At 74.3% G+C, this 14,885-nt stretch carries 13 protein-coding genes; 5 read left to right on the top strand and 8 right to left on the bottom strand.

What is annotated here, in order from left to right:
• Positions 1-43 precede the first annotated feature (43 nt).
• Positions 44-796, bottom strand: a complete 753-nt coding sequence (locus tag ACFU74_RS17355; protein ID WP_380757395.1) for a hypothetical protein — start codon at positions 794-796, stop codon at positions 44-46.
• A 306-nt stretch (positions 797-1,102) separates the two neighbouring features.
• Here ACFU74_RS17355 and bioB point away from each other — a divergent pair, with 306 nt between their 5' ends.
• From bioB to ACFU74_RS17330, 5 genes are all read left to right on the top strand, one after another.
• Positions 1,103-2,326 carry a biotin synthase BioB gene (gene bioB, locus ACFU74_RS17350; protein WP_380757393.1) on the top strand — a complete coding sequence of 408 codons (1,224 nt, stop codon included), beginning with the start codon at positions 1,103-1,105 and terminating at the stop codon, positions 2,324-2,326.
• A gap of 63 nt (positions 2,327-2,389) precedes the next feature.
• A complete protein-coding gene (locus ACFU74_RS17345; RefSeq protein WP_380757391.1) occupies positions 2,390-3,694 on the top strand; it encodes an adenosylmethionine--8-amino-7-oxononanoate transaminase in 1,305 nt (434 codons plus the stop codon).
• Positions 3,691-4,464: a dethiobiotin synthase gene (gene bioD / locus ACFU74_RS17340; protein WP_380757388.1), complete on the top strand. Its 774-nt coding sequence runs from the start codon at positions 3,691-3,693 to the stop codon at positions 4,462-4,464. The genes ACFU74_RS17345 and bioD overlap by 4 nt, the downstream gene beginning before the upstream one ends.
• Positions 4,465-4,632: 168 nt before the next feature.
• Complete coding sequence (locus ACFU74_RS17335) at positions 4,633-5,079, top strand: hypothetical protein (protein WP_380757387.1); 447 nt, start codon at positions 4,633-4,635, stop codon at positions 5,077-5,079.
• Between the two features lie 281 nt (positions 5,080-5,360).
• Entirely contained in the window at positions 5,361-6,059 is a 699-nt protein-coding gene (locus ACFU74_RS17330) for a BTAD domain-containing putative transcriptional regulator (protein ID WP_380757384.1), read from the top strand.
• 57 nt (positions 6,060-6,116) lie between these two features.
• Here ACFU74_RS17330 and ACFU74_RS17325 read toward each other — a convergent pair whose 3' ends face one another.
• From ACFU74_RS17325 to ACFU74_RS17295, 7 genes are read right to left on the bottom strand one after another with little or no spacing between them, the layout of a single operon-like run.
• Positions 6,117-7,052: a class I SAM-dependent methyltransferase gene (locus ACFU74_RS17325; RefSeq protein ID WP_380757383.1), complete on the bottom strand. Its 936-nt coding sequence runs from the start codon at positions 7,050-7,052 to the stop codon at positions 6,117-6,119.
• Positions 7,053-7,077: 25 nt separating this feature from the next.
• On the bottom strand, positions 7,078-9,240 hold the full coding sequence (locus ACFU74_RS17320; RefSeq protein ID WP_380757381.1) for a glycosyltransferase: 2,163 nt from the start codon (positions 9,238-9,240) through the stop codon (positions 7,078-7,080).
• A gap of 41 nt (positions 9,241-9,281) precedes the next feature.
• Positions 9,282-10,235: a UbiA prenyltransferase family protein gene (locus ACFU74_RS17315; protein ID WP_380757379.1), complete on the bottom strand. Its 954-nt coding sequence runs from the start codon at positions 10,233-10,235 to the stop codon at positions 9,282-9,284.
• 13 nt (positions 10,236-10,248) lie between these two features.
• Positions 10,249-11,304, bottom strand: coding sequence for an NAD-dependent epimerase/dehydratase family protein (locus tag ACFU74_RS17310; RefSeq protein WP_380757377.1), 1,056 nt, complete (start codon positions 11,302-11,304; stop codon positions 10,249-10,251).
• Positions 11,301-12,701, bottom strand: coding sequence for an aspartate aminotransferase family protein (locus ACFU74_RS17305; RefSeq protein WP_380757375.1), 1,401 nt, complete (start codon positions 12,699-12,701; stop codon positions 11,301-11,303). The genes ACFU74_RS17310 and ACFU74_RS17305 overlap by 4 nt, the downstream gene beginning before the upstream one ends.
• Positions 12,688-13,743 carry a lysylphosphatidylglycerol synthase domain-containing protein gene (locus ACFU74_RS17300; protein ID WP_380757373.1) on the bottom strand — a complete coding sequence of 352 codons (1,056 nt, stop codon included), beginning with the start codon at positions 13,741-13,743 and terminating at the stop codon, positions 12,688-12,690. The genes ACFU74_RS17305 and ACFU74_RS17300 overlap by 14 nt, the downstream gene beginning before the upstream one ends.
• Positions 13,743-14,759 (bottom strand): glycosyltransferase family 2 protein, encoded by a 1,017-nt coding sequence (locus tag ACFU74_RS17295; RefSeq protein WP_380757371.1) that lies wholly within the window; start codon positions 14,757-14,759, stop codon positions 13,743-13,745. Before ACFU74_RS17295 ends, ACFU74_RS17300 begins: the two co-directional genes overlap by 1 nt.
• Positions 14,760-14,885 lie beyond the last annotated feature (126 nt).

Raw genomic sequence — 14,885 nt, 5'->3', positions numbered from 1 at the left:
GCCCCTCCCTCCGGGGAGGGCGGCTCCACCGCGTACCGGCCGGCTACATCCAGATGAAGGGCGCCCCGGCGGTGTAGGAGATGGCCCGGGTGGCCTCGTCCAGCGCCTGGTCCAGGTTGGCCGCGCTCGTCGACGGCACCGGCAGCGGGCTCACCGAGGGCCCGGCCGGGCCCGGCGAGGCGGTGCCGGCCCCGGCGCCGGGGTGCGCCTCGGCGGGCCGCGAACTGGTCACCGTCACGTAGTGGCCGACGAGTTCGACCCGCGGTTCGGTGGCGGGCCGGGCCACGGCGGGCGGTAGCGCGGGGGCGGCGGAGGCGTCCGGGAGGATGAACGCGACCGAGCCCGGCTTGGCCCGCAGCGACTCGGCGGCCTTGGCGGCCGTCGGGGCGTCGGCGAAGCGCAGCAGGGTGACGCTGCTGAGCACCGGCTTGTCCTGGGCGGTGAAGCTGACGGCCAGGTAGCCCTTGCAGCCGGCCTCGCGCAGCAGTTCCAGGGTCCGGTCCTGGAGGACCTCGGTGCAGTTCTCGCCGCGCCGCACCCCGGAGCGCTTGCCCTTGTAGTTGCCGGACTCGACGATCCGCTGGGCGGGGAAGTACGCGTCGACGTCCAGGGCCTCGGGGTCGGCGACGGTGCGCGGCGGCGCGTCGCCGACGATCGGCGGGGTCTTGGACGCCTCCTTGCTGGAGGGGCCGAGCCCCGGTATGTAGTCGCCGGGCGTGGGGCGGGTGACGATCCAGCCGCCGGCCGCCACCACGCCGGCGACGGCGATCCAGCCGACGACCCGACGGGCGGTCACGCGTCTGGCCCGGTACGCCCCGGCCGGCCGTTCGGACACGTGCTCTGACGGTGGCCCGTCCGGTCGCTCTGCCGATGACGGGGTGCGCTCCCCCTGCGTGGTCATGCGGCAGATTGTATGCAGGTCACGGGTGGTGAAGATCACGGGGTCGGGGCCCGGGCCGGGCCCTGCGGGGCTCCCGGCGGCCGACGTGACCTGGGCCACTACCGTGAGCTGCGACACTGTGACAACTCGCACAGCTTCCCCGGGATCTTCTGGTGGGTTTCCTCTGGCGTCCGTCGCGGACCAGCAGGCAGGATCAGCCCCATGGATCTGCTCGATACCCTCACCGCCAAGGGCCTGCGTGGGGAGACCCCCACCCGCGAGGAGGCGCTCGCCGTCCTCGCCACCACCGACGACGAGCTGCTCGACGTGGTCGCGGCCGCCGGGCGGGTGCGCCGGCGGTGGTTCGGCCGCCGGGTGAAGCTCAACTACCTGGTGAACCTGAAGAGCGGACTGTGCCCGGAGGACTGCTCGTACTGTTCGCAGCGCCTGGGCTCCAAGGCCGAGATCCTGAAGTACACCTGGCTGAAGCCGGGCGAGGCCGCCGAGGCGGCGAAGGCGGGCGTGTCGGGCGGCGCCAAGCGGGTCTGCCTGGTGGCGAGCGGGCGCGGTCCGACGGACCGTGACATCGACCGGGTGACCGACACGGTGGCGGCCATCAAGGACGCCGACCCGGCGGTGGAGGTCTGCGCCTGCCTGGGCCTGCTCTCCGACAACCAGGCCGAGCGGCTGAAGGCGGCCGGCGTCGACGCCTACAACCACAACCTCAACACCTCCGAGGGCACCTACGGCGACATCGCCACCACCCACACCTACGCGGACCGGGTGGACACCGTGCAGAAGGCGCACGGCGCGGGCCTGTCGGCCTGCTCGGGCCTGATCGCGGGCATGGGCGAGAGCGACGAGGACCTGGTCGACGTGGTGTTCGCGCTGCGCGAGCTGGGCTCGGACTCGGTGCCGGTGAACTTCCTCATCCCCTTCGAGGGCACCCCGCTGGCGAAGGAGTGGAACCTCACCCCGCAGCGCTGTCTGCGGATCCTGGCGATGGTGCGGTTCGTCAACCCGGACACCGAAGTGCGGATCGCGGGCGGGCGCGAGGTGCACCTGCGCACCATGCAGCCGCTGGGCCTGCACCTCGCCAACTCCATCTTCCTGGGCGACTACCTGACCAGCGAGGGCCAGGCCGGGCAGGCCGACCTCGACATGATCCGCGACGCCGGGTTCGAGGTCGAGGGCATGGGCGAGGGCACCCTGCCGCGGCACCGCGCGGACGTCGCGGCGGGTGCGGCGGACGCGACCGGTGGCTGCGGGACGGCCCCGGCGGCCGGCGCCTGCGGGACGGGCGGCGGCTGCGGCCCCTGCGGCGGGCACGCGCACGGCTCCGCCGACGACGGCGCGGTGGCGGCCGGGGCCGACGACGAGGCGCGCACCGACCTGGTGCGGGTGCGCCGCCGCGGCGCCGGCACCGAGCTGGCACCGAACGCCTGAGCGCCCGAGCGCCGCACGGCCCCCGACGCCCCCTCGACGAACACCCCGGAAAGACCCTCATCCATGACCCAGCTGTCCCCGGACGCCCTGCTCGCACTCGACCGGGCGCACGTCTGGCACCCGTACGGGCCGATGCCCGGCACCGCCACCCCGTACCTGGTGGAGTCCGCCTCCGGGGTGCGGCTCACCCTGGCCGCACCGGCCCCGGGCGGGCACCATGAACTCGTCGACGGCATGTCGTCCTGGTGGGCGGCGATCCACGGCTACGGGCACCCGGTGCTCGACGAGGCGGTGCGCGGGCAGCTGGGCCGGATGAGCCACGTGATGTTCGGCGGGCTCACCCACGAGCCCGCCGTACGGCTCGCCGCCACCCTGGTGGAGATCACCCCCGAGCCGTTGCAGCACGTCTTCCTGGCCGATTCGGGATCGGTGTCCGTCGAGGTCGCGATGAAGATGTGCCTGCAGTACTGGCAGTCGCTCGGCCGGCCGCGCAAGCGCCGGCTGCTCACCTGGCGCGGCGGCTACCACGGGGACACCTTCCACCCGATGTCGGTGTGCGACCCGCAGGGCGGCATGCACCACCTGTGGGGCGGGGTACTGCCCGATCAGCTGTTCGCCCCCGAGCCGCCGGCCGGCTTCGACGCCCCGCTCGACGACGAATACCTGCGCTCCTTCGACGAGTTGATGGAGCGTCATGCCGATGAGCTGGCCGCGGTGATCGTCGAACCGGTGGTGCAGGGCGCGGGCGGGATGCGCTTCCACTCCCCCGGCTACCTGCGGATGCTGCGCGAACTGTGCGACCGGCACGGGGTGCTGCTGGTCTTCGACGAGATCGCCACCGGCTTCGGCCGCAGCGGCGCGCTGTTCGCCGCCGACCACGCGGGCGTCGCACCGGACGTGATGTGCCTGGGCAAGGCGCTGACCGGCGGCTACCTCACCCTGGCGGCGACGCTCTGCACCGCGGAGGTCGCCGACGGCATCAGCCGCGGCGAGATGCCCGTCCTCGCCCACGGGCCGACGTTCATGGGCAACCCGCTGGCGGCGGCGGTCGCCAACGCCTCGATCGGCCTGCTGCTCGCGCAGGACTGGCAGACCGAGGTCAAGCGGATCGGCACCGGACTGCGGGCGGGGCTGGCCGGCGCGGCCGCGCTGCCCGGCGTCAAGGACGTCCGGGTGCTCGGCGCGATCGGTGTCGTCCAGTTGGACCACCCGGTGGACATGGCCGCCGCGACCGGGGCCGCCGCGCTCGAGGGCGTCTGGCTGCGCCCCTTCCGGGACCTCGTCTACACCATGCCGCCGTACGTGACCGGCGACGAGGACGTGGCGCGGATCGCCGCGGCCGTGACGGCGGCGGCGGTGGCGGGATGAGCGGGACGAGGACGCCGGACGGCCGGGTGCTGTTCGTGACGGGGACGGGCACCGAGGTCGGCAAGACCGTCGCCACGGCGGCGGTCGCCGCGAGCGCGCTGCGCGCCGGGCTGCGGGTCGCGGTGCTCAAGCCCGGGCAGACCGGCGTCGCGCCCGACGAGCCGGGGGACGCCGAGGAGGTCGGCCGGCTGGCCGGCCCCGCCGCCCCCCGCCCCGGGGACCTGACGCTGCGTGAACTGGCACGCTACCCCGAGCCGTTGGCGCCCGACACGGCCGCCCGCCGGTCCGGGCTGCCGTGCCTGGCCGCGGAGGACGCGGCGAAGGAGGTGGCCGGGCTCGCCGAACGGCACGACCTGGTGCTGGTCGAGGGTGCGGGCGGGCTGCTGGTCCGCTACGACGAGCAGGGCCGCACGCTCGCCGACCAGGCCCGCGCGGTACGCGAACTCGGCCTGCCCGCCGAGGTGCTGCTGGTCGCCTCGGCCGGGCTCGGCACGCTGAACACCACGGCGCTGACCGCCGAGGCGCTCACCGCGCGCCGGCTGCCGCTGCTCGGCGTGCTGGTCGGCGCCTGGCCCGGCTCCCCCGGCCTGGCGGACCGCTGCAACCTGGCCGACCTGCCGCGAGTGGCGGGCGCCCCGCTGCTCGGCGTGCTGCCGGAGCACGCCGGGCGGGCCGCGGACTTCCCCGCGCTCGCCGCCGCCGCGCTGGCGCCCGCGCTGCACGGCCACTGGGACGCCGCCGCCTTCGTGGCCGCTCACGGCGCCGGCTGAACGCCGCCACCCCGGCCGGCCCGCGGCCGGCCCCGGGTGGCGGCAGCCGCCGAGGCCCACCGAACCGCCTCGCGCCCGCGCGCCGGAACGCCGCGATTGTCGCTCGAACGAGTGAGATCCCGGCCCGACCCGGCCCGGCGCGCGGTAGGGGTCAATACCGTTCTCCGCATGACGGATGGCCTGATGGTGGACGAGGCCCTGCGGGCCCTCGCCGCGCTCGAAGCGGCGTGGAAGGACGACGACGAGGCCCTGGCCGCGCTGGCCGCCCGGGGGCCGGCCGAGCGGCCGCTCGCCGCCCTGGTCGCGGTGTACGGCGAGCACGCCGTGGACACGCTGATGGCGCTGGCCTTCGGACTGCGCTCCAGCATGACCGACGAGGAGCTGGCCGAACTCACCGACGCGGTGAGCTCCAACATCGGGGCCCGGATGAGCGCCCTGCTCACCCGGACGCTGTGCGCCTGGGGGGAAACGGCCGGGGACGACCTCGACGTGGTGAAGGTGATCGCGCACGCGGTGATCGACGCCATGCGGGCCGTCACCGAGGAGCCGAGCAAGACGGACGTGCTGCCGCTGCTGGCGACCTTCCGCACCTACGCGCTGAGCAACAGCTCCTGACGGCGGCCGCTGCGCACCACCGCTCCCGAATCGTCCGACGACCAGTCGGATCCGGCCGATTTCGGGGGTCCGGCCCAGGCGAGGTATCCGGCCACCCGATGGCCTTGAGGTGCCCTTGACACCCCTATAGGTCTATACCATGCTGCCAGGCGGCGCCCGGCGGCGGAGCCCGCTCCGCTTCCGTCGGCGCCACTTCGGCGCAGGTGAGAGCGACGAACGGGGGCCTTGTAGTGCTGGTGCATGTCCTGGGACCACTCCAAATCGATGTCGACGGAAGAACCGTGCCACTCGGCGGCCGACGGCCGCAGCTCGTCCTGGCGACCTTCGCCCTGACCCCCAACTGGGTGGTCCCGCTGGACCGGTTGGTGGACAACCTGTGGGGTGCGGCGCCACCCGCCAGCGCCCGCACGCAGATCCGGATCTGCGTCTCGCAGCTGCGCCGGGCGCTGGCCGACGCGGGCGCGCCACCGGTGATCGAGACCCACCCCAACGGCTACCGGCTGCGGGTCGGGCACGGCGAGCTGGACGCCGCGCTGTTCAACGAGGAGGTCACCCACGCCCGGGTGCGGGCGGCCTCCGGCGCCCTCGCGGAGGCCGTCGGCGCCCTGCGGCGGGCCCTCGCCCGGTGGACCGGGCCGGCCGTGGCGGGCCTGGACTGCCCGGCGCTGGAGTCCTGGGCCCGCCGCCTGGAGGAGAGCCGGCTGCGCGCCGTCGAGGAGCGGGTGCGGCTGGAGCTGGCCCTCGGCCGGCACGAGGACCTGGTCGGCGAACTCGTCGAGCTGGTCTCCGCGCACCCGTTCCGCGAGCACCTGCACGGGCTGCTGATGCACGCCCTGCACCGCTCCGGGCGCACGGTGGAGGCGCTCGACGTCTACCGCGCGCTGCGCGCCCACCTGGTCGAGGAACTGGGCCTCGAACCGGGCAAGGAGCTGCGGGCGCTGGAGCAGGACATCCTCAACGGCGCCTGCCCCACCGTCTGACCCGGCGCGGACCGGCCCGCGACGGCACGGACCGGCCGCAGACCGGGTCCGGGGGCCTCAGCCCGCGTGCCGCCACCAGAACGACCCCGGCTCATGGTGCTCGGTGACCCCGAGCCTGCGCCACAGCGGCTCGGCGATCCGCCGCAGCTCCGGGTCGGCGTGCACGAAGGCGTCCGGCAGCTCCACGTCGAACCGCGAGGGCGCCGCCGTCAGCAGCGCGGCCAGCAGGTACTGCTCGGAGTAGTGCCGCCAGCGCCAGGACACCGGGTAGTCCGCCGGGAGCATGATGTCGTGCACGTGCACCAGGACCCCGGGCTTGAGCACCGGCAGCACCTCGAAGAAGAACACCGTGACGTCCGAGCCCATGTGGAGCCGGTGCGACCCGTCGAAGAAGACGATGTCGCCCGGCTCCAGCTCGCGGAAGACCTCCAGGTCGGCGCTCTGCAGCGGGGTGCGGACCACCTCGTCGCAGAGCCGGTCGACGGTCGCGCGCGGGGCCGGGTCGATCGAGGTGATCCGGGTGGCGAGACCGAGGTCCTCGACGGCCCGGCGGGCGAACTTGGTGGAGTTGCCGGAGCCGATCTCCAGGTAGCGGGCGGGCCGTTCGGCCGCGAGGAAGCCGTAGAGCGACAGCGCGTCCAGCGGCGGCAGCCAGCCGTTGTTCCAGTACGGGGTGGGGGCGGCGGCGGTGCCGCTCAGCGGGATGCCGCGCAGCAGCTCCGCGTACTCCAGGAAGCCGGTGAGGCGTTCGGCGTAGCGCTCCCGGCCCTGCTCCAACAGCTCGCGCACCTCGGTGAGTTCGGCGCCCGGCTCGGGGGTGAACACATGGTCCCAGAACAGCGGGCGGCGCAGGCCGAAGGCCCACAGGGTGAGGCCGTGCAGCACCGGCCGCTCCTCCAGCCAGGCCATCGGGCGGCGCAGTGCCGGCAGCCGTTCCAGCAGTTCGACGCCGGAGGCGGTGCGGACGGCGGTGCGCAGGTCCTTGAGCAGCATGCGGTGTCCTTTCGGGGGGGGGTGTTCAGAGCGAGAGCCAGAGGTCCTGCAGCCGGTGTTCGGAGATGCCCTCGGCGGGCCGGAACTCGTAGCGGTGGACCTTCACCGGTCCCCGGGTGAAGCTCCAGTCCAGCCGCCAGAACGGGTAGGGGCGGTTGACGGCGCTGTCCCAGTCGAATCCGGCGGGCGCGGAATCCTTCCAACTCAGCGGCAGGAAGTCGTTGTTGGCGCGAATCGCGTCCTCCGCGAGGGAACGCAGCCCCTCCAGGTCGCGCATCGCGGGGCTGGCGTTGAAGTCGCCGGCGATCAGCGTCCGGTTGGGGTTGTCCGCCAGGTCGGCCTCCAGGCCGCGGATCTCCTCCTGGCGCCAGGCGAACTTGCGCTTGAAGTAGGAGTCGAAGTCGAAGCCGGAGAACGGGGACAGGTCGGGGGCGAGCGGCACGGTGATGTGCACGTTGTAGACGCTGAGCACGGTGGGGCCGACCTGGAGGTCGGTGCGCATGACCTTGTCGCGGGCGAAGACCCGGCTGAAGGAGGGGTCCGGCCCGAGGTCGGCGCCGGTGCCGACGGAGCGCTGGGAGACGACGGGGTAGCGGGAGACGGTGAGCAGTTCACCGGTGCGGGCGATGTGGTAGCCGGGGAACTCGGCGGCGAGCCGGGCGTCGTCGTCGAGCCGCCGGTAGCCGTCCTCGCCGAGGCCGGGCTGCCAGAGCACGTGCTCCTGGAACAGGTAGACGTCGGCATTCTGACGGTGGATCAGTTCGTAGAGCCGGTCGGCACCGGTGGAGGCGGCCCAGTACTGGGTGTTGAAGGAGACCACGTGCAGGGCGCCGGGCGGCACGGGGCGCTCGCCGTGCCACAGGGCGGGCCAGTTGAGGCCGGAGCCGGTGGTGAGGCCGAGCAGCAGCGGGGGCAGCGCGAGTCCGAGGGCCCAGCCGCGGCGCGGGCCGCAGGCGGCGGTCGCGGCGAGCAGCAGGAACAGCGGCACGCCGACCAGGAACACCGGGGGAACGGCGTCCAGCAGGATCGCCCAGTGCCAGCGGCCGCTGACCGACCAGCGGAAGAAGGCGTACATCAGCCACAGCCCGGTGGCGCCGACCAGGGCGCGCCCGTACCAGGTGCGCAGTCGGCGGGCGAGGCGCCGTGCACCCGTGGGCTCGGACGACCGGACGGCGGGCGGCCGGTCGGCGCCGTCCCGCCGGTACATCCGGCGGAAGCGGGGGCTGACCGCGAACTGGGCGAGTCCGGCGGCGAGTCCGGCGGTGACGACGGCGTTCAGCAGCAGGTGGCAGAGGGTGAACAGGGCGAGGAAGCGGTAGCCGCGCTCCTGGCGCACGAAGCGGTACTGGCCGAGGTCGGTGAGCACGAAGGCGGCCAGCAGCAGGGCGGTGGCGATCGCGACGGGCGGCCGCCAGGCGATCAGCGGCAGGCTGAGCAGGGTGAGCGCGGCGAGCAGCGAGGCGACCGCCCGCCCGGGGGTCTCCATGCCCTGCATGGCCCGGCCCCGGTCGAGGTAGAACGGCACCCGCAGCCGGCTGCGCACGAAGGCCTTGCGCAGCAGCGGCCGCATCCGGTTCTCGTCGGAGAGCCGGCCGCGGACGCGGGAGGTGAGCAGCATGGGGTGGCGGGCGGCGAGGCGTTCGGCGTGGTCGATCTCCTCGGTCTGGCGCAGCGCGGGGTTGAACCAGCCGGCGTCCAGGAAGGCGGCGCGGCGCACCGCACCGAGGGCGTAGAAGCCGCCGCTGACCAGGCCTTCGGCGCTCTTGCGCCAGTAGTGGTACTGGAGGATGCGGTACTGGCCCACGGGGCCTTCGGGGAACAGGGGCTCCTTGTCGGGGACGCCGAACACGGCGCCGTAGTCGGGGTGTTCGGCGAACAGGGCGACGGCCTCGGCGACGGCGTCGGGGTGCATGGCGAGGTCGGCGTCGAGGAAGAAGACGATGTCGCCGGTGGCGTGCCGGACGCCGAGGTTGCGGCTGGCGCCGGGGCCGCCGTTGTGTTCGGCGCGCACCAGGGTGACGGGGTGGGCGGCGGCCCGGGCGGCGGAGTCGTCGGTGCTGGCGTCGTCGACCACGATCACCTCGATGGCGGGGTGGCTCTGGGCGAGGACGGATGCGAGGCAGAGGTCGACGGTGCGGCTGTCGTTGTACATCGGCACGACCACCGAGACGAGCGGTGTGGCGGGCATGGCTCCTCGTTCGGAAGGGGCGCGTTCAACGCCGCTTGGCATCAGGTGAGTTGGAAGCCGAGCAGGAGGGCTCCCCAGAGTGCGGCGGTGGCGAGCATGGCGCGGTCGCGCAGCAGGGTGCGCACGGGGTTCCCGCCCTCGGCGTGGACGACGACGATCTGCAGGTAGCGGAAGAGCGCGAACAGGGCGCAGGGGGCGGTGAGCAGGGCGCCGGTCTCGTAGCCGGACTCGGTGCGCAGGTAGAGCAGGTAGCCGATGACGGTGAGGCCGGAGCACAGGACCAGGACGAGGTCGAGGAAGTGCGCGGAGTAGCCGACCAGGGCGGGCCGGTGGCCGCTGCCGGCGACGCCGAGTTCATGGCGGCGCTTGCCGACGATGAGGACCAGGCAGAGGGTGAGGACGGTGAGCACCAGCCAGGCGGACAGCGGGCGGCCGCTGGCGCCGTAGCCGCCGAGCAGGCGCAGCACGAAGCCGGTGGCGACGACGAACACGTCGAGCAGTGGCAGGTGTTTGAGTCTCCAGCTGTAGGCGGCGTTGACGGCGAGGTAGACCAGGACGGGTGCGACGACGCCGGGTCCGGTGGCGGCGAGCAGCGGGGCGAGCAGGACGGCGAGGAGGACGGCGAGGGCGACGGCGGCGCGCCGGGTGATCCGGCCGGCGGCGAGCGGGCGGTGGCGTTTGACGGGGTGGCGGCGGTCGCGTTCGACGTCGGCGAGGTCGTTGACCACGTAGACCAGGGAGGAGGCGAGCACGAAGGCGGCCGTGGCGACGGCGGTCCGGGCGGCGGTGTCCCAGGCGAGGTCGGCCCCGAGCAGGGGCAGCGGGACGACGAGGACGTTCTTGGGCCACTGCCCGGGGCGGAGCAGGGCGATGAGTGCGGGCAGCCGGGAGGGGCCCGTGGTGCGGCGGGCGGGTCCTCGCGGCCCGTCCGGGGTGCCCCGCCGGTGCGGTGCGCCCTGCTCGTGCTGTGAACTCTGTTCGCTCAGGGAGGTCATGGCGGAACGCTCCTCAGAAGAAGATCTTCACGGCGGACAGCAGCCCCTGGCTCCACGGGTCGCGGCTGGTGCGCCCGGCGTTGGGGCCGGCGGCGCGGCCGGCCGGGGGTTCCCGGCGGGTGGTGCGCCACCACTGGTAGGTGCGCAGGATGGCGTCCTGGTTGGAGAGCCTGGGGGCGAAGCCGAGCCGGTCGCGGGCCTTGTCGATGGAGACGTAGGAGTCGGCGGTGAGCTTGTGGAGCAGGCGTCCGTAGACGGGTGAGAGCCGGGCGCGCTGGAGGGTGTCGAGGACGGCGAGGGCGGGGCGGGCGGGCAGGCCGACGACCCGCCTGCCGTGGCCGGCGGCGTCCAGGACGGCCTGGAAGTCCTCGCGCAGGGTGCCGAATTCGGCGGCGGCGAGGTTGTAGGTGTCGTTGGCGACGTCGTCGGGGGCGTGCAGGACGGTGATCACGGCGTCGACCAGGTCGTCGATGGCGAACATCTGGGTCCTCACGTCGCCGCGGCCGAGGACGGGGAAGTTGCGGCCCTCCTCGGCCCATTCGAAGAGCATCGCGAACAGGCCCATGCGGCCGGGGCCGACGAAGGTCTTGGGGCGCAGGATCGGCACGCACAGGCCGTCGGCGCGGTGGCGTTCGGCGATCTCCTCGGCGGCGGCCTTGGCGCGGCTGTAGGTGTCGACGGGCTCGCGGGGGTGGGTCTCGGGGGTGGGGACCAGCCGGGGCAGGCCGTAGACGGCGGTGGAGGAGATGTGCACGACGCGGGGGGTGCCGGCGGCGCGGGCGGCGGCGAGGACGGTGCGGGTGCCGTCGACGATGATCGAGCGGATCTGCTCGTCGGGGTAGCTGGGCAGGGCGGCGGCGGCGTGCACCAGGGCGTCGGCGCCGTGCAGGGCGCGGTCGAGGGCGGCGCGGTCGCGGATGTCGCCGACGACCTCGACGCCCGGGCCGGGGCGCAGGTCGATGCCGCGCACCCGGTGGCCGTCGGCGGTGAGGCGCTCGGCGAGGCGGGAGCCGAGCATGCCGGCGGCGCCGGTGACGGCGACGGTGAGCCGGGCAGCTCCTCCGCTCACCACTGGGATCCCACCTTCTGCTTGATGAAGCGGGTGACCAGCCGGCCGAGGCCCTCGTCGAGGACGGCGCCGAGGGCGTCGACGGTGCGCTCGACGTCGGCGGGGTCGGTGACCAGGGAGGGGCCGATGATGAGCGGGTTGCGGCCGTTGAGGGTGTAGTAGGCGAAGATGCCGTGGTCCCGGTAGAGGGCGTTGATGACGGCGCAGGTGACCAGCTTGGTCTTGAAGCGCGGGTCCCGGGCCATGCCGCCGGGGGCGAGCTTGGCGACCAGGTCGAGGATGCGCGGCCCGCCGTCGATGAAGACGCCCCACAGGGCGCCGGCGCCGTCGACCCGGGAGACGGTGTCGGGGTGTTCCTCGGCGAGCCGGCGCAGGCCCGGTTCGAGGACGGCGCCGATGGCGCGGGCGCGGGCCGGGTAGTCGTCCTCGACGGCGATGTTGACGGCCTCCAGGGCGGTGGCGCACTCCTCGCCGAAGCCGTAGTAGGTGGTGGAGGTGGACTGCAGCAGGGCGTCGCCGAGGTTGTCGTAGGCCTTGCGGAAGACGGGTTCGCGGGCGATGAACGCGGAGATGGAGGACTTGCCGCCGCCGAAGGACTTGGAGGTGGTGAGCACGTCGGGCAGCAGGCCGGGGTAGCGCATGAAGTGGAACAGGGTGCCGGTCTTGCCCCAGCCGGTGTAGATCTCGTCGAAGATCAGCACGATCCTCTCGCGGTCGCACAGTTCGCGCAGCCCGCGCAGGAAGCCCTCGGAGCAGGCCTCGATGGTGGAGGCGCTGAACGGCTCGACGAGGATCGCGTAGACGTCGCCGGGGTGGGCGGCGACGGCCCGGCGCACGGAGGCCAGGTCGTTGTAGGTGAAGGTGTCGATGCCGGGGATGGTCGGGAAGGCGAACTGGGCCTGCCCGGTGAGGCCGCCGGAGCCGAGCAGCTTGCCGTGGAAGGCGCGGTCGGCGCGCAGCACGGTGCCGCGCCGGCCGTTGTGGTACTTGTACGCCAGTTTGACGGCGCCTTCGACGGCCTCGGCGCCGGAGTTGGGGAGGAAGGACATCGACAGGTCGCCGGGCAGCACCTCGGCGAGGTTGTGGGAGAGCGCGGCGAGGTAGGGCGAGAAGTAGGTCTTGTGGACCTCCATCCGGCGCTCGCGGGCGAAGCGTTCGCGGGCGGCCAGGATGCGCGGGTGGTTGTGGCCGTGGTTGAGCACGCCGACGCCGCCGGTGACGTCGAGGACGCGCCGGCCGTCGGTGAGGGTGAGGTGGGCGCCCTCGGCGTGGGCGACGAGCTCGCGCCCGAAGCCGAAGGAGGTCATCAGCGAGACCTGGCTCCTGTTCACGTACCGGCGGTACAGGTCGTGCACCTCGCCGACCTCGAACCGTTCGGCGTCGTCAAGGGTGTACACGGGTGTCTCCCATCGGGGCGGGTGGCGGGGTGGGCGCGGTGGGGGGTGCGGCGGTGGGGGGTGCGGCGGTGGGCACGGTGGGCGCTGAGGCGGGCGGTGCGGCGGGCGCGGTGGGCGCGGTGACGGGTGAGGCGCGCAGCCGGGCCCAGGCGAGGACGGTGGCCGCGCCGCCGAGTTCGGCGACGACGCAGACCACCCGGCTGGCCACGGCGGCGCTCGCGGCGGTGCCGCCGGGCAGCACGGTGGCCAGGGCGGCGGCGATGGTGAGCTCGCGCACGCCCCAGCCGTCGGGGACGACCACGGCGAGGCTGCTGACCACGGTGGCGAGCGCGAACGCCCCGATGCCCGGCCCGGCGGAGGCGGCGGCGGGCGCGCCCAGCGCGATCGCGAGGAACCACAGGTGCAGTCCGGAGACCAGCCAGGAGGCGACGGCCAGCGCGATCGCCCGGCGGACGGCGGCGTCCGGCGGCGGGTCGATCGGCCGGCGGGCGAGCCGGGCGAGGGCCGCGACCGGGCGGGTCGCCAGCGCGGGGCGGGCGGCGCAGGCGAGGAAGCCGGCCGCGGGCAGGCAGAGCCAGAACCACTGCCCGGGCAGGGCGGCGGGGGCGGCGAGCAGGCTGACGCCGGCGCCGGTGAGGACGGCGAGGGCGAGGCTGAGCAGGTAGGCGGAGGTCATCGTGGCGGCGGGAACCCCGGCCTCGCGGCCGTGGGTGACGTGGGTGACCACGCCCCAGACCCGGCCGGGCAGGTACTTGGAGAGCTGGCCGAGGAAGTAGATCCGGGCGGCGGTCAGACCGCGGATCGGTCCCGGGGTGCCGGGGGCGCTGCCGGGCGGCGCGGGGACGAGCACCCGCCAGGCGTGCACGGCGAGGACGAGGCCCGCGACGTTGGCGGCGAGCGCGGCGAGCAGCCACGGGACGGCGTCGGCGCGGGCCAGCGCGCGGGCGGCGACCGGGCCGTCGTGGCGCAGCAGCAGGCCGACGCCGACCAGCGCGGCGAGGACGACGGCGGGGGTGAGGAGACTGCGCAGCCGCTCCCGCATCAGGCCCGCTCCCCCGCCGTACACCGGCCGGCCGCCCGGTCCCCGGTCAGCAGCATCCGCAGGGCGCCGACGCCCGCGCCGGTCAGCAGCGAGCCGACGACCAGGAAGTGCACCCCGGCGGCGTACGGCACGAAGGCCGGCCCGTGCTGCCGGGCGGCGAAGCGCAGCAGCCCGGCGTTGGCGGCGCAGAACGCGGCCAGTCCGGCGGCGGGCAGCACCGGACGGCGGCGCGCCAGCGGCAGGGCGGCCAGGGTGAACGCGGCGGCGGCGACCGAGGCGGGGCTGTTGGCGGTGAGGTTGCGCCGCCCGCCGCGCCGGGCCGAGGCCAGGGCCGGGACGAGCACCAGGGCGCGCCGGTAGGTCTCGGCGAGCAGCGGGCCGAGCCGGTCCACCTCGTCGTGGCGGGCGACCACCCGGTCGGTGAGCACGATCCGGTAGTGCGGGGCGAGCCGGTCGCTGAGTTCGAGGTCCTCGGAGTCGCGCAGGGCCTCGTCGAAGCCGCCGATCCGCTCGAACACCTCGCGCCGGACGGCCGCCTGGGCGAAGAACGCCGTCTCCACGACACCCGCGCCGCGCGCCCGCCACCAGTGCGCGTGCAGGACCCGGTAGCGCTCCACCGGTCCGTCGTCGAAGAGCGGCTCGGGGGCGATCACACCGTGCACGCACCCGCATTCCGGGTCCTTTTCGAGGATTTCCAGTGCATTCGCCACCGAATCGGACGTCAGCGCCTCGTCGGAATCCAGGAAGAAGACGACGTCGCCGGTGGCCGCCGCAATTCCCGCGTTCCGCGCAGCGGAAACCCCGCGATTGGGCCACTGCCGGATCAGCGTGCACGGCGGGCCCTGCCCGGGGTGCGGACGGCCCTCGGCGATGCGGGCGGTGGCGTCGGTGGAGCCGTCGTCCACCACGATCACCTGGTGCGGCGGGTGGGTCTGGGCGTACACCGAGTCCAGGCAGGCGGCGAGGGTGCGGGCGGCGTTGTGGGCCGGGATGACGACCGATACGGAAAACGTCATGGAGCCAGTTCACGGGGGGCCCGTATCGGGCCGGTATCGTCCCCGTATTGGGGGGTGTCCGGGTGCTGGATGCCGGAATTCCGGCGTTCCGTTCGCCTGCTACGCTCCGCCGCATGGATCCGGATT

The sequence above is a fragment of the Kitasatospora sp. NPDC057500 genome, assembly GCF_042802195.1.
In the GTDB taxonomy this organism is placed as follows: domain Bacteria; phylum Actinomycetota; class Actinomycetes; order Streptomycetales; family Streptomycetaceae; genus Kitasatospora.
The sequence above is the reverse complement of the archived record's forward strand: the minus strand, read 5'-3'. Positions and strand labels throughout refer to the sequence as shown.